17 protein-coding genes are annotated in these 18,359 nt (G+C 66.9%); 2 read left to right on the top strand and 15 right to left on the bottom strand.

Going from position 1 to position 18,359, the window contains the following annotated elements:
• Positions 1–23: 23 nt before the first annotated feature.
• On the top strand, positions 24–1,493 hold the full coding sequence (locus NTD82_RS22905) for a glycosyltransferase family 9 protein (protein ID WP_262130386.1): 1,470 nt from the start codon (positions 24–26) through the stop codon (positions 1,491–1,493).
• On the opposite strand, the gene NTD82_RS22900 is transcribed toward NTD82_RS22905, so the two are convergent.
• From NTD82_RS22900 to NTD82_RS22835, 14 genes are all read right to left on the bottom strand, one after another.
• Complete coding sequence (locus tag NTD82_RS22900; protein WP_262130385.1) at positions 1,484–2,284, bottom strand: glycosyltransferase; 801 nt, start codon at positions 2,282–2,284, stop codon at positions 1,484–1,486. The two genes, NTD82_RS22905 and NTD82_RS22900, sit on opposite strands and share 10 nt — an antisense overlap.
• Positions 2,281–3,411 (bottom strand): phosphoribosyltransferase family protein, encoded by a 1,131-nt coding sequence (locus NTD82_RS22895; RefSeq protein ID WP_262130384.1) that lies wholly within the window; start codon positions 3,409–3,411, stop codon positions 2,281–2,283. The genes NTD82_RS22900 and NTD82_RS22895 overlap by 4 nt, the downstream gene beginning before the upstream one ends.
• Positions 3,408–4,274, bottom strand: a complete 867-nt coding sequence (locus NTD82_RS22890; protein WP_095158476.1) for a histidinol-phosphatase — start codon at positions 4,272–4,274, stop codon at positions 3,408–3,410. Before NTD82_RS22890 ends, NTD82_RS22895 begins: the two co-directional genes overlap by 4 nt.
• Complete coding sequence (locus NTD82_RS22885) at positions 4,271–5,299, bottom strand: radical SAM protein (protein ID WP_262130383.1); 1,029 nt, start codon at positions 5,297–5,299, stop codon at positions 4,271–4,273. Before NTD82_RS22885 ends, NTD82_RS22890 begins: the two co-directional genes overlap by 4 nt.
• 90 nt (positions 5,300–5,389) lie before the next feature.
• Positions 5,390–6,619: a hypothetical protein gene (locus NTD82_RS22880; RefSeq protein WP_262130382.1), complete on the bottom strand. Its 1,230-nt coding sequence runs from the start codon at positions 6,617–6,619 to the stop codon at positions 5,390–5,392.
• A gap of 26 nt (positions 6,620–6,645) precedes the next feature.
• Positions 6,646–6,786: a hypothetical protein gene (locus NTD82_RS22875; protein ID WP_177454471.1), complete on the bottom strand. Its 141-nt coding sequence runs from the start codon at positions 6,784–6,786 to the stop codon at positions 6,646–6,648.
• 36 nt (positions 6,787–6,822) lie between these two features.
• A complete protein-coding gene (locus NTD82_RS22870; protein WP_262130381.1) occupies positions 6,823–7,629 on the bottom strand; it encodes a ubiquinol-cytochrome C chaperone family protein in 807 nt (268 codons plus the stop codon).
• Positions 7,630–7,667: 38 nt separating this feature from the next.
• Positions 7,668–8,276, bottom strand: a complete 609-nt coding sequence (locus NTD82_RS22865) for a helix-turn-helix domain-containing protein (protein ID WP_256587834.1) — start codon at positions 8,274–8,276, stop codon at positions 7,668–7,670.
• 255 nt (positions 8,277–8,531) lie between these two features.
• Entirely contained in the window at positions 8,532–9,371 is an 840-nt protein-coding gene (locus NTD82_RS22860; protein WP_262130380.1) for an alpha/beta fold hydrolase, read from the bottom strand.
• On the bottom strand, positions 9,364–10,587 hold the full coding sequence (locus tag NTD82_RS22855) for an LLM class flavin-dependent oxidoreductase (RefSeq protein WP_262130379.1): 1,224 nt from the start codon (positions 10,585–10,587) through the stop codon (positions 9,364–9,366). Before NTD82_RS22855 ends, NTD82_RS22860 begins: the two co-directional genes overlap by 8 nt.
• The gene (locus NTD82_RS22850) at positions 10,584–12,221 is read right to left on the bottom strand and encodes a dipeptide ABC transporter ATP-binding protein (protein ID WP_262130378.1); all 1,638 of its coding nucleotides are present in this window, start codon (positions 12,219–12,221) and stop codon (positions 10,584–10,586) included. The genes NTD82_RS22855 and NTD82_RS22850 overlap by 4 nt, the downstream gene beginning before the upstream one ends.
• On the bottom strand, positions 12,218–13,066 hold the full coding sequence (locus NTD82_RS22845; RefSeq protein ID WP_095158468.1) for an ABC transporter permease: 849 nt from the start codon (positions 13,064–13,066) through the stop codon (positions 12,218–12,220). The genes NTD82_RS22850 and NTD82_RS22845 overlap by 4 nt, the downstream gene beginning before the upstream one ends.
• On the bottom strand, positions 13,063–14,055 hold the full coding sequence (locus NTD82_RS22840; protein ID WP_262130377.1) for an ABC transporter permease: 993 nt from the start codon (positions 14,053–14,055) through the stop codon (positions 13,063–13,065). Before NTD82_RS22840 ends, NTD82_RS22845 begins: the two co-directional genes overlap by 4 nt.
• On the bottom strand, positions 14,052–15,671 hold the full coding sequence (locus NTD82_RS22835; RefSeq protein ID WP_262130376.1) for an ABC transporter substrate-binding protein: 1,620 nt from the start codon (positions 15,669–15,671) through the stop codon (positions 14,052–14,054). The genes NTD82_RS22840 and NTD82_RS22835 overlap by 4 nt, the downstream gene beginning before the upstream one ends.
• Before the next feature lie 266 nt (positions 15,672–15,937).
• Here NTD82_RS22835 and NTD82_RS22830 point away from each other — a divergent pair, with 266 nt between their 5' ends.
• A complete protein-coding gene (locus tag NTD82_RS22830; protein ID WP_095158465.1) occupies positions 15,938–17,305 on the top strand; it encodes a tetratricopeptide repeat protein in 1,368 nt (455 codons plus the stop codon).
• On the opposite strand, the gene NTD82_RS22825 is transcribed toward NTD82_RS22830, so the two are convergent.
• On the bottom strand, positions 17,292–18,296 hold the full coding sequence (locus NTD82_RS22825) for a P1 family peptidase (protein ID WP_262130375.1): 1,005 nt from the start codon (positions 18,294–18,296) through the stop codon (positions 17,292–17,294). The two genes, NTD82_RS22830 and NTD82_RS22825, sit on opposite strands and share 14 nt — an antisense overlap.
• Positions 18,297–18,359: the final 63 nt, after the last annotated feature.

The following is an 18,359-nucleotide window of genomic DNA, read 5'->3' as shown; positions in this document are numbered from 1 at the left end:
CTTGTTCGCTCAGACCTGACCGCATGTGGATCCCCCGGAAATACCGCAAGGCCGCCGCGCGTTGGCTGATGCGCCTGCTCATCGATCGCCGCCTTACCGCGTCCCTTTCCCGTGAGCCGCTGCACATCGTGGTGCCCCGCTGGGATGCCAAGCTGGGCGACGCCATCGTGTCGTCGTTCTTCTTTCGTGAAGCGAAAAAGCTTAACGTCCGGGTCACCGTGCTGACGGTGGAACCCTTGGCCGACTTGCATCAAGCGCATTTCGGCGTCGATCAGGTCCTCGTCACCGACGAGAACCCCGGCGCCCTGGCGCTTTGCCGGCTGGCCCGACAGCTCGGCCGGGTCGATGTGATGGTGCATCTGGTGGGGCGGATCCAGCCGGCGGAGATGCTGTTCATTCGCCTGCTCAAGCCGGCGCGGGTGTATTCCCTCGATGATCAACTGCGTTGCGTCAACCGCAAGTTCGGCGCGGCCAGCGCCGGGCTCGACGTGGCGGGCCGTTTCGCGCGGGTGCTGGCCGACCTGGGTCTGGACGCGATCCAGTGCGACTACATCGTGCCCCTGGCGCCAACGACGCCAAAGAATCCCCCGCACCTGCTGGTCAACCCCTATGCCAGCCGCGCCGACAAAAGCCTGTCTCCCGCCAAGGCCTGCCTGCTGCTGCGGGCCCTCGCCGACGCCTGGCCGGACACCTCGATCGGCATCCTGTGCAGCCCGGCCAGCCGCAAACAGGCCCGTCTATTGGCAGTCGAAACCGCGCGCGACAACGTTCGCTGTCTGGAGGACCTGAACACCCCCAAGGAGGCAGCCAGCTATATCAGCCGGGCGCAGGCGGTGGTCAGCGTGGACACGGCAATCGTGCACATGGCGGTGGGCTTGCGCGCGCCATTGCTGGCCCTCTATCCCGACAGCGGAGACGGGTTCAATCCCTGGCTACCGCCAGCCTCACCCCACACACGGGTCATTTTCAGCCGGCAGTGCCCGGATCACTATCGCCGCACGGGGAAGAAAGACATGAACGCATTCGCGGTCGAAGAGGTTATCGAGGGGCTCGCCGACCTGATGCCCGCATCAGTGCCGCGGCCGGCATTGGCACTGGATGCCCGGATCATTGCTGGGCTGGGCGTGGCTCGCGGCACCCTCGCCCGCCAGTTGCCGTTGATCAGCCGCGAGTTTCCCGAGGTCCACGCCTGCCATCCCGGCACGCTCAACCTGCAACTGGAGCATCCGCTGCATCTGCTGCGCCCGGATCACCGCACCGCGCCGCTGGCCTGGACACCCAGCGGACGCAGCACTGAAGTGTTCGACCTGCTGCGCATCGAGCTGGAATTCGCCCAGATGCCGGCACGCATCCCGGCGTGGCTGTATATCGCCCACGGTTCGGTACACCGGCAAACACCTTCGGTGCATGAAGTGATCGCCGGGCGCCTCGACCTGGACGGCGCCGGCAGTTGCCGGATGCATATTCCCGCTGATGCCGTGCGCTACGGCTGATCCCCCGTCAGCCGAGCCGTTTCCGCCAGCCAGTAGTGCCGGTCGGGCTCGATATGCAGGAACAGCCGCGCCAGCAGGCTGCCGCCGTCGAGAAACTGCGCCACCGACTCCGTGCGCGTGCTGGTGCGCTTGAAGTAGGTGTTGTAGAGCTTGAGCAGGCTGATATCGGCCAGCAGAAAGTCGGCGACGGCGACGTCCTTGCGGCGCATCACCTCACAGCCGTCGAAGTTGTAGCGCGGGCGATAACCGGGATCGATCAACTGCGCGGAGAGCGGCACCACCTCATCCGCCCGCCGCGCGACGATGTCCTTTATCCCGCCGGGGTTGCCCCAGGCGTGCGCCCCGCCCTCCAGTGCCGCAGCCAGCGCTTCCTCCAGCAACGGATTGCCCGCGCGTGAAGCGAACAGGCATTCGCTGTGCCAGTGCAGTTTGTCGCTGATGCCGTCAGGGAACACATCCGCCGTCGGGTCCCGCAGCAACAGGGTGTCGGCATCCAGCCAGACGCCGCCATGGCGGTGCACATAGGCCATGCGGATCAGGTCGCTCTTGGCCACGATCGCCTCGATTCCGGCGTCGAGGGTGAAGGCCAGCGGATGAAAGCCCCAGGCTTTGTCGACGACTCGCGGATCGATCCGCGCCTCAAGGTCGTGCGGCGTCAGCAGCGTGAAGCGCGCACCCAGCGCACGCTGGAACGACACCAGCGCCAGTGCGATCCACGGCGGCATGGTCTGGCCGGCGGCGGTTTCCCAATAGCTGACGTACTGCACCGGCGCGGTATCGCGGCTGCTCACCGGCGTACCACCCGGCCATCGGCGCGCAACAGCCCGGCCTCGACCAAGTGCCGGCGAACCAGGGCCAGCGACGGTACGCAGCCGTCCTGACGCAGAAACTCGTTGCCCAGCGCCGACCGGTACAACCGCAGCCAGTTACCCGCCGGCACCCGTGGCAGGAACGCCTCCAGCGCCGCGTGGTTTTCCGCGCCGAACACCAGGCGCAAGGTGCGCAGGATCGGCTGGTACTGCGGGTCGGACAACAACTGCGCGAGGTTATCGCCGAGTCCGCGTCCGATCTGGGTCATGTTCAGGCGCTCTTCGATGGTCGCGTCGCTGAGTGCGATGCGCGGATCGACGGCGACCGGATAGAGCGCCTGGAACGACTTGGCGCCAGCGCGCATGGAGTGATGGAACACCTTGTCCGCGGTCGATCCGGTGACCAGCACGTCGTCGCCGAAGATCACATGCACCCCGCTCCAGCCATAGAAGTTCTCGGCGGGGATGACATGGTCCTGGACCAGGTTGACCCGCTCGCGCTCCTCGGTGCTCAGGCTCGCGTAGTTCTCGCAAGGCGGCGCGATGCGCGGCAGCTTTACATTGATGATGGTCGGCAGGCCCTTGTGCGCCAGGGTGACGTTGATCTCCTCGACTACGATGTCGTAGAGCACGTTGGCCGTGGACGGCACGTTGCGCCAGCCGGTGGTCATCATCACCACGTTGTCGCCGTGGTCCCTGGCGTGGCTGAACAGCCGCGCCCAGTGCGACAGCGGGTCGTCGAGCTGAGCGTCGAGGTAATCGATCACCTGCCAGGCGAGGTGGCGGATATCGCCGATGCTGCCGTACTTGGCGCGGCTGTAGATCGCCGCCAGGTCGGCGGCCTCGCTGTTATCGGCCATGTCACGGAACACCCCCGGCCCCGCCGGGGTCAGGCAAGTCAGCGCATGGCCGGCAAAAACCGCCACGTACTGCGCCATGCTGATCAGGCCACGCTCCATCAGGTCCGCGGCGAAGGCGCGGAAACCGCCCGGCACATCTTCAGGACGGGCCAATACCAGCGCCTGATGGAAGGCCGCCAGTTGTTCGGCCTCGGGGGCGCTGCGCAGTTGGTTCCAGTCAGACGGCAGGCTGCAAGGGTTCAGGGTCATCGTGAAACGTATCCATTGATCAGGGATTCAGCGCCGGCCGTGCTGGCCAGCAGGTCCAGGGGCACGTCAACGCGGCGACGTGCTTCGTAGTAGCTGATGCTGCGCAGCCCGAGCGGCTGCAATTGCCCGAGCATTTCGCCGATGCCGGCGCCGGCATCACGCGGGTCATGGGTGTCCGAGCCGACCGTGAACGCCGCGCCGCGGTCGATCAGCAGCGGCAGCAAGCCGCGGCTGGGGTACGACCATTGCCCGTGCACTTCTTGCCCGGTGCCAGGGTCCAGGCTCGACTTGCGGATTCCCGAGGCATTCAGTTCATACGCCACGCCACCGTCGGCGAACAACGGCAGCAGCGGCTCGAAACGGCGCAGCACCACCTCTTCCGGCACCCCGCGCAGCAACGTGTCGGCATGCCCGACCGCGTCGAACAGCCCGCACTGCAACAGCCCTTCGAGGTCGGCGAAATAGCGATCGAGAAACGCCTGCGCGGCCAGCCGCGGCAGCTCCCAGACCTTCACCATCGGTTCGCCAGGCACCTCGACGTAGTGGACCGAACCGATGGCGAAATCCAGTTCATGGCGGGCGATCAACTCGCGGTTCCAGGCATCGGCGCCGGGCATGTAGTCGAACTCGAGGCCGCGCAGGATCCTGATCTGGCCCTGATAACGCTGGCGTGCCTGCTCGATATCGGCGAAATAGCGCTCGAGTTCGGCGTCCAGCAGGCGGTTGTGGGTGTCCACGGGAAACGGCGCGTGGTCGGTGATGGTCAGCACCTTCACCCCGGCGGCAATCGACGCGCGCACCAGCTCGTCCACCGTGCCCACGGCGTGCTTGGAATAGAACGTATGGCTATGGGAGTCGATCATGCTGGCACCAGTTGTTCGAGCAGGCCGTCGTGGTTGGCCATTTCCTTGACCAGCCAGTACGGGTTGTTGGCCTTGGCCAGGATCGAGCGCAGCAGGTCCGGTTTGTCCACCCGCGCCAGCAGGTCGGCCAGCGGCTGGCTGTAGAGCGCGCGCACCAGCGGCGTCTCGCGCACGTGGGACGCCAGGTGCTCCCAGCGGATGCGGTCGAAGTGAATATTGCCCAGGCGCTGGTGCTCGATGCCGTACAGGTAGACATCGCCGTTGGGCTTGATGGTCAGGTCCATGCCGTTGGCCGCGGGCGGCGGGTTCAGGCTACCGAGGGTGAAGCGCTTGTTGATCTTGGCCTCGATCGCGCCGATGTAGCCGTGCAGGTCGAGGTAGCCGGCGGGCGTGTCCGCCGCCGGGTGCACGAGGTTTTTGTAGTCGATGCCGAACCGCGATTCGCCGACCACCAGCACATCTTCAAGGGCACTGCGCGGCTCGATGGCGGCCTGGATATCCCAGCGCGCCAGTTCTTCCAGCAGGTAGCCCCGGGTGAACGCGCGGTCGGTGTCGATCGAGCGGAACGAGAAACTCAGGCCGTCCAGGCCCTGCCGGCGCTGGTAATCCAGGCTGAAACCGTGGGCCCGCCATTTGACCTTTTCAATATGGTGGCTGTCGGCACTCAGGCGAATGTTGCAGTGGTCGCCCCGCGCCGTGACGAGCTGCTGGGTGGTGTCGTAGAACGCCGCCATCTTGTCGTGCGGGAAGAAGCCGCTGGTGATGAACTCGAACTGCTTGCCGCCGTGGGACAGCCCGAGGATTTCGTGGAACACCTTGGCGTTGTTGAGCGGCTCGCCTTCGCCGCTGATGGAAATGCGCTTGACGTCCGCGGCGTTGATCAGCGCCGCGAGGTTTTCCCGGGCGAGGCTGGACAGTTCCATGCTCATTCCGGATTTGTGTTTGTCCGCGTACATGCAGAACGCGCAACCGATGCCGCAGATCTGGGTGATGTCGATGTACAGCAGGTGACCTTGCAAATCCATGTCGATGGGCTCTTCTCTGCCCGCGCAACGGCGCGGGAGTCTTTCTTCAAATGGCCGGCGAGCGCTATGCCTCGCGGGACCGCCTTGTGTTCAGTAGCACTGCTGCACTTCGAGTTGCGGGATCTGCACCGAGTCGGGGTGGACGATCGGCCGCAGTACCCGTTCCTCGCGCACGGCGGCGCGCTCGGGGTATTCCGCGTAGCGGTCGCCGCTGATGGCGAACACGGTCTGGTCAAATTCCGCCGCACCCAATACCGCGTCGTCGGCTTTCAAGCGGTTCGGAGCCACCAGCACCCGCGTTCCGGGAAACGCCGCCTGCAAGGCTCTTTCGTCCTTGCCGGTCAGCGGCGTGATGCTGGCGTCGAACACCAGCGTGACCTCGTAGCTGGCGCACAGCTCCGGCACCAGGGCGCTCAGCGCGGCCAGGCCGATGAAGCGGCGCTCGCCGTCGATGCCATCGGCGTAGCAGAGGTTGTTGCTGTCCAGCACCAGCCCGCGGATTTCCTTGTCCAGCAGGCGGGTGATATCGCGCAGCCGGCGATTGAGCTTTTCCTCGTCCCGGGCAAGTCGACGCTGGTTCATTTGCGCCTCCCTGAGGACCGGGGCCGGACGCCCCTTGCCCGCGCCAAAGCGCCGTTCGCACTGGCCATGAATGATCGCCCTGTCCCTGGGGCTTTGCGCATTGTCCAGCGCGTCGATAAAGCACTCGGCGTCGACGATGTCCTGCTCCAGCCCCTGCAACTGCTGCCTGACGTGGCTCCAGTGACGGAACACTTCGCCGGCCTTGGCTTCCCAGCGCTGACTCTCGCGGTACGTCCGCTCTAGGGTGTCGCGCAGGCGTTGCAGCTCTTCGCTGAGCTGCCCGGCCACCGCCTGCGCCTGCAACGGATCGAAATCCCGGTAGCGCTGCAGTTGCAGGCTGACGTCTTGCGCCAGACGCTCGTTCTCGCTGAGCTCGGAGGCCACGGCGGCCTGGGTGCGCTGGAACTGCTTGAGGCGCCCTTCGAGGGTGGTCACCTGACGCTTGGCAACGCTGCGTTCAGTCGAGATCCAGTGCACCGGCGACCAACCGGCCGCAGCCGTGCCGCGGGCCTCCAGCAGTTCGGTTTTACTGCTGCGCACACTCTTTTCGAGCTGTTCCAATTGTTCGCGAGCGCTGCCGGTGTCGCGCTTGAGCTGCGCCAGCCGCGAATGGCCGGCGGCGTTGTCAAATGCCTCGAACCAGCGCAGGTCGCTGCGCAGGTGGTCAAGGGTGGAGGTGATCCGGTCGGTTTCCCCTCTCAGGGCAACGAGCCTGCTGGCGTGATTGTTCCTGTACACGGCTGTGTTTCCTTTTCCTGGAGGCGTCAGGCGGCTTTCGCGGAGCGCTTGCCGGCGGCATAGGTGGCTTTCGCCGCGAGCTTGAGCGCGACCACGGTTGCCGCGCCGGCGGCGAAACAGATGGCATTGACCAGCAGAAATTCGAGGGGAGAAATCGTGTGGTTCATGGATAGGCTCCTGAAGATCGACAAAAGGCGGCTGTCTCAGCCGTTCAAGCGCGTGCCGCACTTGCCGCAGAAATTGCTGCCGGGGCTGATCACCGAGTGGCAACCGGGGCAGATGGACTTGAGCAACATCTTCTGGCGCATGTGGCCGATCTGGATGACGCACGGCACGGTCACGCGGTAGGCCGGGCTGGCCAGGTCGAAGGCGGTCCAGATGCCGGTGATGGCCCAGCCCAGCGGGCCGGCGAGCACCGCCAGGCCGCGGCCGAGGGTGGCGGAACCGGCCAGCGCGACGCCGCGTCCGACCAGGCTGCTCATGGTCGCGCTGGCGACGATGGCCGCCAGGTTGTAGGACGCCAGCCCCGACGCACCCAGCGACGCGAGCCAGGCCGCCAGCGCCGCCGGGCCCATGCCCGGTTTATAGGCGGCGCCAAGGGACTCGAACAGGGTCGAGCGGTCTGCATCGCTCATGCGCCCCAGCGACTGGGTGAACACCTTGGCGATGATCGCCATTTCCATCTCGGCGCAGGACGTGCTCGCCGTGGTGGCGGCACTCACATGGCTGGCGACATCGCTCAACAGCTCGCGGTAGGCCACCCCGCTGCCGCCACGGAACAGGTTCATCAGCGAGTTGCCGCCATAACGGGTCAGCTCCTCGGCGAGCATGGCGCGGCTGGCGTCATTGGCGCCGTTGCTCTTGGCCTCGGTCAATTGCCGGCACACCGACGAAGACAGCGAGATACGGCCATTGCCGTTGTCGGTGATCACATCGATGAGCAAGCCGAGGTCATCGGTACTGGCGCTCATCAGCACATCGGCGAGATCGGGGTCGTGGATGATCGGCATCCTTCGAATCCTCTGGAGAAAAGTGGGGTCCGGTTTGTTCAGGACGGGTCGTTGGGCGTGGAACGGGTGACCAGGGCACCGGCGATCGCGGTCAACAGCGGACGCAGGTAAACCGAGCTGGCATGGCCCAGCATCAGCGCATCGAGCTTCAGGCAGGCGCGCCGGCGCCACTCATCGCGGGCCTTGGCCCGGAGCACTTCCGGCGAGGCGCTGGCCCCTCGGGGATGGACGTCCGGGTGGACCTTGCATTCGCGCAGGACCAACTCGACCACGTTGATATCGGAGGGCTTGCCTTCCCGGCGCAGCTTTTCCGCGGCCGTCAGGTAATCGCGGCTGTCGGCCACGGCCGCCGCCAGGTCCGCCCAGTCCTGCGGGCGCATCAGCAGGAACGCAGGCGGGACGCCGAGGGCGTCGGCGAGTCGGCTGATGGTGGCGAGGTCCGGGTTGGCATCGACACCGGGCGCCTTCAAGGCACGCAAGGTGCTGCGGGCAATGCCGGTTTCGCGCTGCATGCGCGCCGCCGGAAACGGCCCCGGCTTGTCGCCGTCGCGCGGCGCGCCGGCCACTGCCAGCACCGCCGAGAGGTTTGCGCTGAAGCATTGGCCCAGCGTCGGGGAAGGATCGGGTTGAAGGGAATGAAATTGCATAGCCATCATCCTGCTATTAGGTGATGGCACTTTAACCAGGGTTTTGGGTGTTTCAAACTATTAATGGAGTGTTGGCGCTACATGAAATTTTGAATTTTGCAAATTGTGGAGCTTGTGCGCTCCATATCTGGAGCGAAGGGCCGCGTTTCGCTCCAACAGGGGGACGAGCAGTGCTGGGTTTTCGCGAGCAAGCTCGCTCCTACAGAATTGCGCGGCTCATCCTCCTGTAGGAGCGAGCTTGCTCGCGAGGCGCTGTTAGGTGCCGGCCGCCAAGGCACGAAACGCCGCCAACACCTCCCCCGGCTTCTCCAACATCAACTGATGCCCACACCGCTCCAGTAACTCGAATTCACCTCGCGGCAACTGCCGGGCCAACGCTTCGCCGCCGCTGGCGGGGGTCAGGCCATCGCGGTCACCCGACAGCACCCGGACCGGCAACGCCAGCCCAGCCACGGCATCCGCTTCCGGCCATTGCGCATTCGCCACTAGCGCCTTGAACACATCCAGCCGATTACGCCGGGTCAGGCCTTCTTCATACGCCACCAGCGCCTGATCGGCCTCGGGATGCCAGGCCTTTTCGCGAAAGCCCTTCGACAGCAACGGCCGGATGATCTCCAGTACCCACGCCGGCAGGTTGAGCAATCCGCCGCGGGCCAACGGCCGGTGCAACTGCGAGCCCAGCAACAAGGCGCCGTCGATCGTGACCTGTGCCGGCTCCAGCAACGCACTGAGGCTCACGCCGGTGCCAAAGGAATGCGCCACCACCAGATTGCGCGCGCCGGCATGGCGGCGGACGATTTCCCGTTGGTCCGCCACCAGCTCGGACCAGGCATAAGCCGCCGCCGCGCGTGGTTTGTCGCTGTCGCCGTGACCGAGCATGTCCCAGGCCACCAGGCTGTAGCCTTCTTCGCCAAGGCTGCGCCACAGCTCGCGCCATTGGTCCTTGTTGCCACCGCCGCCATGGGCGAAAAACACCACGGTGTCGGCCCGCTCGGCGCCGGGTTGATAAGCCACGCTCAGGCGCCGGCCGGGCCGGACTTCCAGGAGTTCGCCGCGAACCCGCGGCAGTTCGGAAAATGCAGGTGCATCAGCCATGGGCAGTCAGGGCCTCTTCGGATTCAAGGTAAGCGGGCCGCGACAGGCCCAGGTGATCGCGCAACGTGCGGCCCTGGTAGGCGCGGCGGAACAGCCCGCGCCGTTGCAGTTCGGGGACGACGCTGTCGACAAAGCGCTCCAGGCCACCGGGCAGGAACGGCGGCATGATGTTGAAACCGTCGGCGGCGTCTTCGCTGAACCACTGTTCCATGCGGTCGGCAATCGTCGACGGCGTGCCGACCACCACCAGATGACCGCGCGCTGCGGCCATGCGCAGGTACAACTGGCGGATGCTGAGGTTCTCGCGGCGGGCCACGGCGATCAGCAGGTCGCGGCGGCTGACCCCGGAGTTGGTCGCCGGCAGTTCCGGCAATGGTCCGTCCAGCGGATAGGCCGATAGGTCGCTGCCGCCGGCGATATCCGCCAGCAGCGACAAGCCCACCTGCGGTTGCACCAGCGCCTGCAATTGCTGGTACAGCGCCTCTGCTTCGGCCTGGCTGTCGGCAACCACCGGCAGCAACCCCGGCATGATCTTCAGTTGCCCGGCATGCCGGCCATAACGCGGCAGCAACCCCTTGAGTTCGCGGTAGAACTGCTGGGCGCCGGCCAGTTCCGGCTGGGCGGTGAAGACCATCTCGGCGTGGGCCGCGGCCAGTTCGCAACCGGCCTTTGACGCCCCGGCCAGCACCTGCACCGGCGCGACTTTGCGCGCTTTCCAGTGCGCGCGCACCTTGCCCAGGAATTCCCGCGCCAGGCCATAGCGCCGGGCGTGTTCGAAGTGGGTCTGGCGACCGAAGTTGAAGGCTTCCTCGGCATTGCTCGACGTCACCAGGTTCCAGCCGCTGCGCCCGCCGCTCAGGGCTTCCAGCGAAGCAAAGCCGCGCGCCACGGTATCGACGCTGTTGTACGAGGTGGTGACCGTCGCCACCAGGCCGATGCGCTCGGTCACCGCCGCCAGCGAGGCCAGCAGGGTCAGCGGTTCGAAATGCTCGGTGCGAGCCATGCGGCTCAGGGCGTCGAGGTTGCCCGGCAACATCGCCAGGGTGTCGGAGAGGAACAGCGCGTCGAAACAGCCGCGCTCGGCGGTCTGCGCCAGGCGCCGGTAATGCTCGATATCCAGGCCGCCATCGGCCTGGGCGCCGGGGTGCCGCCAGCCGGCGACATGGTGCCCTGTGGCCATGAGAAAGGCGTTCAGGCTCATCATTCCACGGCTCATGACGCCACCTCCGCGCCGCTCGGGCGGTTGGCGGCGGGCAATGCCAGCGACACGCCGCTGAGTAGCGCGCGGGTGTAAGGGTGCCGCGGCTGGGTCAGCACCTGCGCCGTGGCGCCCTGCTCGACCACCTGGCCGCCCTGCATCACCGCGATGCGGTCGCACAGCCGCGCCGCCACCCGCAGGTCGTGGGTGATAAAGACGATGCTCAGTTTCAGCCGCCGCTGCAGCGATTCCAGCAATTCGAGGATCTGCACCTGGATCACCGCATCGAGGGCCGACACGCATTCGTCGGCGATCAGGACCTTCGGCTCCACCGCCAGCGCCCGGGCGATGCCGATACGCTGGCGCTGGCCGCCGGAAAACTCGTGGGGAAAACGCTCCAGCGCGGTCGCCGGCAGGCCCACCAGTTCCAGCACCTGCCGCGCGCGCCGCGCCGCCTCGGCCTTGCCCACGCCCTGAGCAAGTGGCCCGGTCATCAGAAGGGTGTCGATGCGCTGGCGTGGATTGAGGGAGGCAAACGGGTCCTGGAAGATCATCTGCACCTCGCTGCGCAAACCGCGCAGCCGGCGCTGGGACAAGTGCGCGACCTCACGCCCCTGCCACTCGATGCTGCCGGATTCCACCGGCAACAGCCGCACCAGAGCACGGCCCAGGGTCGATTTGCCGGAACCCGATTCGCCAACAATGCCTAAGGTCTCGCCTTCCACCAGTTGCACATCGACGCCAGCCAGCGCCCGGGTACGTCGGCGTTTCCACCAGCCGCCACGGCTGGCGAAGCTCTTTTCCAGCGCCCGCGCCTGCAACACCACGGGTGCTTCGTGCAGCACGGGCCGGGCTTCCAGCGGGCTGGCCGCCACCGCCGCGATCAGTTGCCGGGTGTACGGCTGACGCGGCGCATCGAGAACATCGCGGGCCGTGCCTTGCTCCACCAGATGGCCCTTTTCCAGCACCAGCACACGGTCGGCGATGGCCTGGACCACGCCGAAGTCGTGGGTGATGAAGAGCATCGCCATGCCCTTCTCGCGCTGGATCCGCCGTAGCAGCGCGAGAATCTGCGCCTGGGTGGTGACGTCCAGCGCCGAGGTCGGTTCGTCGGCGATCAGCAGCGCCGGATCGAACACCAGCGCCATGGCGATCACCACCCGTTGGCGCTGGCCGCCGGATAGCTCGAACGGATAGGCATGGCGCAGCCGCTCCGGGTCTGGCAGGCCGACATAACCGAGCAGCTCGATCACCCGCTGGCGGCGGGCGCGGGCGTTCTTCACGCCATGGGCCTGCAAGGTCTCGTCGATCTGCCGGCCGACGCTGAGCAACGGATTGAGGGCGCTCATCGGCTCCTGGAAGACCATGCTGATATCGCGGCCGCGCAACTGGCGCATGGCGTCTTCAGCGTGGCCGGCCAGGTCCTCGCCGCGAAACAGCACGCGCCCGCCCTCCACCCGCAACGGCGGCGGCAGCAGGCGCAACAGCGCCTTGGCCAGCATGGACTTGCCCGAACCGGACTCGCCGACCACGCACAGGCATTCGCCGCGTTGCAGCGTCAGCGACAGGTCATACAGCGCATGGCTGCGGTCGGCACCGGCCGGCAGCGCGATGCGCAGGTGTTCGATGTTCAGCAAGGGGGCCTCGCTCATACAGAATCTCCTGGCCGGCGGGCGGGTTCGAACGCGACCCGCAGGCCCTCGCCGACGCGATTGACCGCCAGCACGCACAACAGAATCGCCAGGCCCGGCAGCAGGCTCATCCACCAGGCTTCACGCAGCAGGCCGCGGGAGGCGTTGATCATGTAGCCCCAGCTCATGGCTTCGGGGTCACCGAGGCCGAGAAAAGCCAGCGCCGCCTCGGTGAGGATCGCCGTGGCCATAACGAAGGTCATGGTCACCAGCAGCGGCGCCAGGGCATTCGGCAGGATCTGCTGGAACACGATCGCCAGCGGCGACTGCCCGAGCACCCGCGCCGCCTGCACGAACTCGCGTTGGCGCAGGCTGAGGAATTCAGCGCGCACCAGCCGCGCCACCGCCGGCCAGGCCACCAGCGAAATCGCCAGGACGATGGAACCCAGCGATGGCTCCAGCACCGCCACCAGAATCACCGCCAGCACCAGTTGCGGAATGATCTGGAAGAACTCGGCGAGGCGCATCAGCACCGCGTCCAGCCAACCGCCGAAATAACCGGCGAGCGCGCCGACCAGCAGGCCCGTCAGCAGGGTCGCCAGGCTGGCCAGCGCACCGACCGCCAGCGACACCCGGGCGCCGTACAACAGGCCGCTGCCGAGGTCGCGCCCGAGCAGGTCGCTGCCCAGCCAGTGGCCGGCGTCCTGCAACGGCTTGAGCATCGGCTGGGCGTTCATTTCCCAGGGCGAACCCTGGCTGATCCATGGCGCCGCCACGGCCAGCACGGCCACCAGCAGCAGCCAGGCGGCGCCGATCAGCGCCGACGGTTGCGCGAGAAAACGTCGCGTCACGCTCGACTGGCTCATGCGCCCTGCCCTCCGGCGCCAATGCGCGGGTCGAGCAGGCGGCAGGCCAGGTCGGTCAGCAGGTTGAAGCCGACCACCAGCAACGAAATCACCAGAAAACCTCCCATCAATACGCCGTAGTCCCGCTGAGCCAGGGCGTCGTACATCAGCCGGCCGATGCCCGGCCAGGAATAGACCACTTCCACCAGCAACATGCCGCTGGCCAGCTGGCCCAGTTGCAGGCCGGCGAAGGTCACCACCGGCAGCAGCGCATTGCGCAGCACATGCACCAGCAGGATCCGTCGCGGCGCCAGGCCCTTGGCCCGGGCGGTGTAGACGTACTCCTGGTTCATCGCTTCGAGGGTGGCGGCGCGGGTCAGGTGGATGTACAGCGCAAGAAACAGAAAACTCAGCGACAGGCACGGCAACAGCAGATGGCGCAGGCGGTCCGCCAGCCAGGCGCCGCCGTGCAACTCGCGGGCCACGGTTTCCATGCCGAACGCCGGCAGCCAGTCGAGGCTCACCGAGAACAGCAAAATCAGCAGCATCGACAGCCAGAACGTCGGGATCGCATACAGCAACAACGCGCCTTGGGAAATCACCCCGTCCAGCCAGTGCCGCCGCTGCCGCGCGCGGGCCGCCAGCACACCGAGGCTCACACCCAGCAGCGACGACAGCAAGAATGCCGAACCCATCAGGCTCAAGGTCGCCGGCAGACGCTCGGCCAGCAGCGTCCACACCGGGGTCTGGTTGCGGTAGGAATAACCGAGGTCCAGGTGCGCCACGTTGCCCAGGTAGATCAGCAACTGCTGGCCCAGCGGCAAATCGAGGCCCATCTCCTGGCGCAGGTTGGCGATGAACGCGGGGTCATCGACCCCGGCCTCGCCCGCCATCAGCAGCGCCGGATCACCCGGCGCCAGGCGGATCAGCAGGAACGCCAGCACCAGCACGCCGAGCACCATCAACCCGGCGCGGCCCAGGCGCGCGCCGAGGAACAGCAGCGCGCTCATGGCGCCGGGGCGTCGAGGTAGACGCTCTCGTAGTCTTCATTGAGGCTGGTGGCGGTGCGCAGCAGGTTGTGCACCTGCTTGTGGAACAGCGTCGGGTAGCGCATCTCGAAGATCGGCGCGATCGGCAACTCGTCGTTCAGCACGCGCTCGAGCTGGCCGTAGAGCTTCTGCCGCTCGGGACCCTCGGCGGTATCCGCCACCTGGTTCCACAGGCGGTCCACCTCGGGGTTGCTGTAGCCGCCGACATTGGCGAACGGCGACGTCTTGAGGATGTAGTCGGTGCGGTACAGGTAGGCGTTGGTCAGGTACGGGTCGCCGATCTGGAAGATGAAGTTGTAGGTCAGGTCGAAGTCCCAGTCGCTGACCCGCTGGAACCAGGTCGCGGCGTCGGACGTCACCACCTGGACCTTGAAGCCCAGCGGCTGCAGCACCTGCTTGGTGTACTCGGCCAGGCGCTCCCAGGCGCCGCCCTTCTCGCCATTGAGCAGGCGGATGCGCACCGCGCCGACATCGACGCCAGACTCGGCGATCAGCGCCTTGGCTTTTTTCAGGTCATTGGCGTATTGCGGCAGTTGCGGGTCGTGGTACGGCGACGCGGCGGCGAACGGCCCCTGGGCCACCTGGCCGGCGCCGAAGAAGATGTTGTTGACGATAAAGTCGCGGTTCAGCGCGTAGAGGATCGCCTGGCGCACCTTGGGGTTGTCCAGCGGCGGCTTGCGCGTGTTGATCTGCAGGAACGCCAGCCCGGCGTACAGCTCCCAGCCTTTATCGGAGGCGGTCACGTCCGGCAGCGCACTGAGGCGCTTGAGGTCGGAATAATCGGCGTCGCCGCCACGCAGCACCTGCACGTCATTGCGCTCGAACGCCGCGGCCCGCGACGAGCCGTCGGGGATCACATGGAAAATCACCGCGTCCAGGTGCGGCAGGCCTTTTTTCCAGTAGTCGGGGTTCTTCGCCAGCTTGATCCAGGCGCCGCGCTTCCATTCCTGGAAGACGAACGGCCCGGTGCCCACCGGTTTCAGGTTGTATGGGTTGGCGCGAAAATCGGTGCCTTCGTAGAGGTGCTTCGGCACCACCGGACGCAGGCCGCTGCCCAGCAGCGAGAGCAAGGGCGCGAAGGGCTTTTTCAGGTGGAAGGTGACGTGCAGCGGCGCGCTCGAATCGATCGACGCCACGTACTGCTCAAAGATGCTCGCCACCCGCTTGTCCACCTCCGGGTAGAAGGTGTTGAAGCTGAACAGCACGTCCTGCTCGCTGAGCGCCTTGCCGTCATGCCACTTGACGTCCGGCTGCAACTCGAAGGTGTACGTCAGGCCATCCGCCGACACGTTCCAGGATTTGGCGAGCACCGGCTGCGGCGTCAGCGCGGTGTCGAACGTCAACAGCCCTTGCAGCACCTTGCCGCTGACGTACTGAGTCGAAACATGGGTGACCACGCCGTGCATCAGCGAGGGCGGCTCGGGCTGGGCGACCAGGTTGAGGACGCCGCCGTCGCGGGGTTCGGCGTGGGCGCTGCCGGCGAGCAGCGCGGCGCAGGCCAGTAGGGTGACGCCCAGCCCCTTGAGCCGATGACGTGGCCCGACCCGGGGTGACTGACGATGAGGGTGACTGGGCATGGTGACTCCTTGGCAATGGTCCAGCGACTGTGCCAAGGGTTTTAGCAAGCGCTGTGCCACGGCCTCCGCACCCCGTAAAGCCTGGCGCTACGCCGGGTTGCCGGCGCCGGACTGATGAAAAAGCCACACCTGCGGCTGGCCGCTGTGGAAAAAGCAACAGTGCCGGTGCCGGCCCGCCCGCGAAGGGCCGCGCAACACGGGCCTGGCCGCGCTGGCACAGGGTTTGCCCTGTTTGCTGACTTCGAACCATTGAAAATGTGAGCGCCATGTCACTGGACTACCTGGGCAACCCCATCGATACCGACGACCACGACGCGCGTCAGGGCCTGGATGATTTCATCGCCGGCTTCATCGGCTACCAGCCCCGCGCCGAAGCCATCCTCGCCAGCGCCGACCGCCACCCCGAATCCGCCCTGAGCAACGCCCTGGCGGGGATCCTGCTGATGTTCGTCGAATCACCGGAAGGCCCGGTGTTGGCCGAGCGTTATCGGCAGCGGGCGGCCAGCGTCGAGCCACTGCACCCACGGGCGGCGCTGTACCTGGCGCTGTTGCAGGCGTGGATCGCCGACGACCTCGACCGCGTGCTGCTGCTCGCCGGGCGCGTGCAGGCGCAGTACCCCCGCGACCTGTTCGCCGCCAAGCTCAACCAGTACGTGGAATTCAACCGTGGTAACTGGCCGGCGCTGCTGCGCGTCGGCCTGAGCGCGGTGGCGGCGGCGCCGGACATCGCCCAGAGCCACGGCATGCTGGCCTTCGCCTACGAGCAATGCCACCTGCTCGACGAGGCCGAAGCCAGCGCGCGCCAGGCCCTGGCCCTGCAACCGAGCGAGCCCTGGGCCCAGCATGCGCTGGCCCATGTGATGCTGACCGAGGGCCGCATCGACGAAGGCATAGCCTTTCTCGAAGACGTGAAAGCGCACTGGCAGGGCCTGAATTCGTTCATGTACACCCACAACTGGTGGCACCTGGCGCTGTTCTACCTGGCCCGGGGTGAGGATGCGCGGGTGCTGGAAATCTATGACCGGCATGTCTGGGGCATCCTCCCCGAGTACTCCCAGGACCAGATCGGCGCGGTGTCGCTGCTGGCCCGGCTGGAACTGGCCGGCATCAATGTCGGCGAGCGCTGGCAGGAACTGGCGCCCTGGCTGCAGAAACGCCACGCCGATACCGTGCAGCCGTTCCTCAGCCTGCAATACCTCTACGGCCTGGCCCGGGCCGAAAAACCCGAGGCGGACCTGCTGCTGCAAGCGCTGCGGCTCCACGCCCATCAGGCTCCGGTCTTCAGCCGGGCGGTCTGGGCCGACGTTACCCTGCCGGTGGCGGAAGCGCTGCTGGCCCATGCCCGTGGCGATTTCCCGCGGGCGGCGCGGCTGCTCGCCGGCAGCCTGCCGCGGCTCAACGAGATTGGCGGCAGCCATGCCCAACGCGACCTGTTCGCGCAGATCGAGCTGGATGCGCGGCTGCGCGCGGGTGAATGGGAAGTCGCCCAGCAAACCCTGGAATTGCGCCGTCGCTACGATGCCCTCGACGTACCGACCAACCGCAGCCTGGCGCGGGTCTACCGCGAACTGGCCTTGCCGGCCCTGGCCCGGCAGGCCGAGGACCGGGTCGAGCAGGTGCTCAGCCAGCGTTAGCCCGCCGCGCTTCGTACACGCCCCGGGCAATCGCCCGGGCCACGCAATCGGCGGCGGCCGAACCAATGCTGCCGATCCGCACCTGACGCTGGGCGCCGCTGCCCAGTTCCACCGCGCCGGAGGCCAGGGCGAACACCGTGTCGCCATCGAACGGCAGGTGCGCCGGACGCACCGCCCGGGCGATACCGTCCTGGGCCATGATCGCCACCCGCTTGCATTCGGCGGTGTTCAGCCGCGCGGTGCTGGCCACCACCACCAGCGTGGTGTTCGCCCCGGCTTGCAGGCGGCCCATGGAATCCAGCCGCGACAGCTCCGGGATCGGGTCGCTGCAATCCTGGTCGCCTTGCGGTCGGGCGCCGCCGAACTCGCCGGCAATTTCCCAGGGCCAGGCCCAGAACGTTTCGCCGTCGGGCATGTACACCGAGCCGATAGGGTTGGCGACCACCAGCGCGGCGACCATCAGGCCGTCGCCGAGGTCCAGCGACGCGGATCCGAGGCCGCCTTTCAGCACCCCGGCCATGGCGCCGCGTCCGGCACCGACGGCGCCGAGGGCAAAGTCATTGGCGCTGTTGCCCAGCGCTTCAAAGCCGAGGCGGCGGTATGGCGGCTCCAGGCCCCAGTGCTTGTCGCCGCCGTTGGCCAGGTCGTGGAGCACCGCGGCTGGGACGATAGGGATCGCCGGCGCGCCGGCTTTCAGGTGCAGGCCGACGCCGTCGACCGACAACGCCGCGGCCACGGCATCCGCCGCGCCGAGGCCGAACACCGAGCCGCCGGCGAACACCAGCGCATGCAGTTGCCCGACCATGTTTTCCGGTTCCAGCGCCGCCGTCTCCCGCCCGCCCGGCCCGCCGCCGCGAATATCGACGCTGGCGGTCCAGACGCTATCGGTGCGGATCACCGTGACCCCGGTGTCGACCCGCGGATCGGTGGCGTGGCCGACGGTCAGGCCGGGAATGTCAGTGAGGGCGTTGCGGGGACCGGGGAGCGGCATAAGCGGGAATCCTGAAAATCGATGTGGTGGTGCCAAGGTCCTCAGCAAGTCATATGCCATGTG

This window comes from Pseudomonas sp. 5P_5.1_Bac1 (genome assembly GCF_025466015.1).
GTDB lineage: Bacteria > Pseudomonadota > Gammaproteobacteria > Pseudomonadales > Pseudomonadaceae > Aquipseudomonas.
The sequence above is the reverse complement of the archived record's forward strand: the minus strand, read 5'-3'. Positions and strand labels throughout refer to the sequence as shown.

What these genes read in the sequence shown, in the direction of transcription:
- NTD82_RS22825 (WP_262130375.1), bottom strand. Translation starts at nt 18,296, where the DNA reads ATGCCGCTCCCCGGTCCCCGCAACGCCCTCACTGACATTCCCGGCCTG.
- NTD82_RS22830 (WP_095158465.1), top strand. Translation starts at nt 15,938, where the DNA reads ATGTCACTGGACTACCTGGGCAACCCCATCGATACCGACGACCACGAC.
- NTD82_RS22890 (WP_095158476.1), bottom strand. Translation starts at nt 4,274, where the DNA reads ATGATCGACTCCCATAGCCATACGTTCTATTCCAAGCACGCCGTGGGC.
- NTD82_RS22855 (WP_262130379.1), bottom strand. Translation starts at nt 10,587, where the DNA reads ATGAGCCGTGGAATGATGAGCCTGAACGCCTTTCTCATGGCCACAGGG.
- NTD82_RS22905 (WP_262130386.1), top strand. Translation starts at nt 24, where the DNA reads ATGTGGATCCCCCGGAAATACCGCAAGGCCGCCGCGCGTTGGCTGATG.
- NTD82_RS22840 (WP_262130377.1), bottom strand. Translation starts at nt 14,055, where the DNA reads ATGAGCGCGCTGCTGTTCCTCGGCGCGCGCCTGGGCCGCGCCGGGTTG.
- NTD82_RS22870 (WP_262130381.1), bottom strand. Translation starts at nt 7,629, where the DNA reads ATGCCGATCATCCACGACCCCGATCTCGCCGATGTGCTGATGAGCGCC.
- NTD82_RS22875 (WP_177454471.1), bottom strand. Translation starts at nt 6,786, where the DNA reads ATGAACCACACGATTTCTCCCCTCGAATTTCTGCTGGTCAATGCCATC.
- NTD82_RS22845 (WP_095158468.1), bottom strand. Translation starts at nt 13,066, where the DNA reads ATGAGCCAGTCGAGCGTGACGCGACGTTTTCTCGCGCAACCGTCGGCG.
- NTD82_RS22865 (WP_256587834.1), bottom strand. Translation starts at nt 8,276, where the DNA reads ATGCAATTTCATTCCCTTCAACCCGATCCTTCCCCGACGCTGGGCCAA.
- NTD82_RS22850 (WP_262130378.1), bottom strand. Translation starts at nt 12,221, where the DNA reads ATGAGCGAGGCCCCCTTGCTGAACATCGAACACCTGCGCATCGCGCTG.
- NTD82_RS22835 (WP_262130376.1), bottom strand. Translation starts at nt 15,671, where the DNA reads ATGCCCAGTCACCCTCATCGTCAGTCACCCCGGGTCGGGCCACGTCAT.
- NTD82_RS22860 (WP_262130380.1), bottom strand. Translation starts at nt 9,371, where the DNA reads ATGGCTGATGCACCTGCATTTTCCGAACTGCCGCGGGTTCGCGGCGAA.
- NTD82_RS22895 (WP_262130384.1), bottom strand. Translation starts at nt 3,411, where the DNA reads ATGACCCTGAACCCTTGCAGCCTGCCGTCTGACTGGAACCAACTGCGC.
- NTD82_RS22885 (WP_262130383.1), bottom strand. Translation starts at nt 5,299, where the DNA reads ATGGATTTGCAAGGTCACCTGCTGTACATCGACATCACCCAGATCTGC.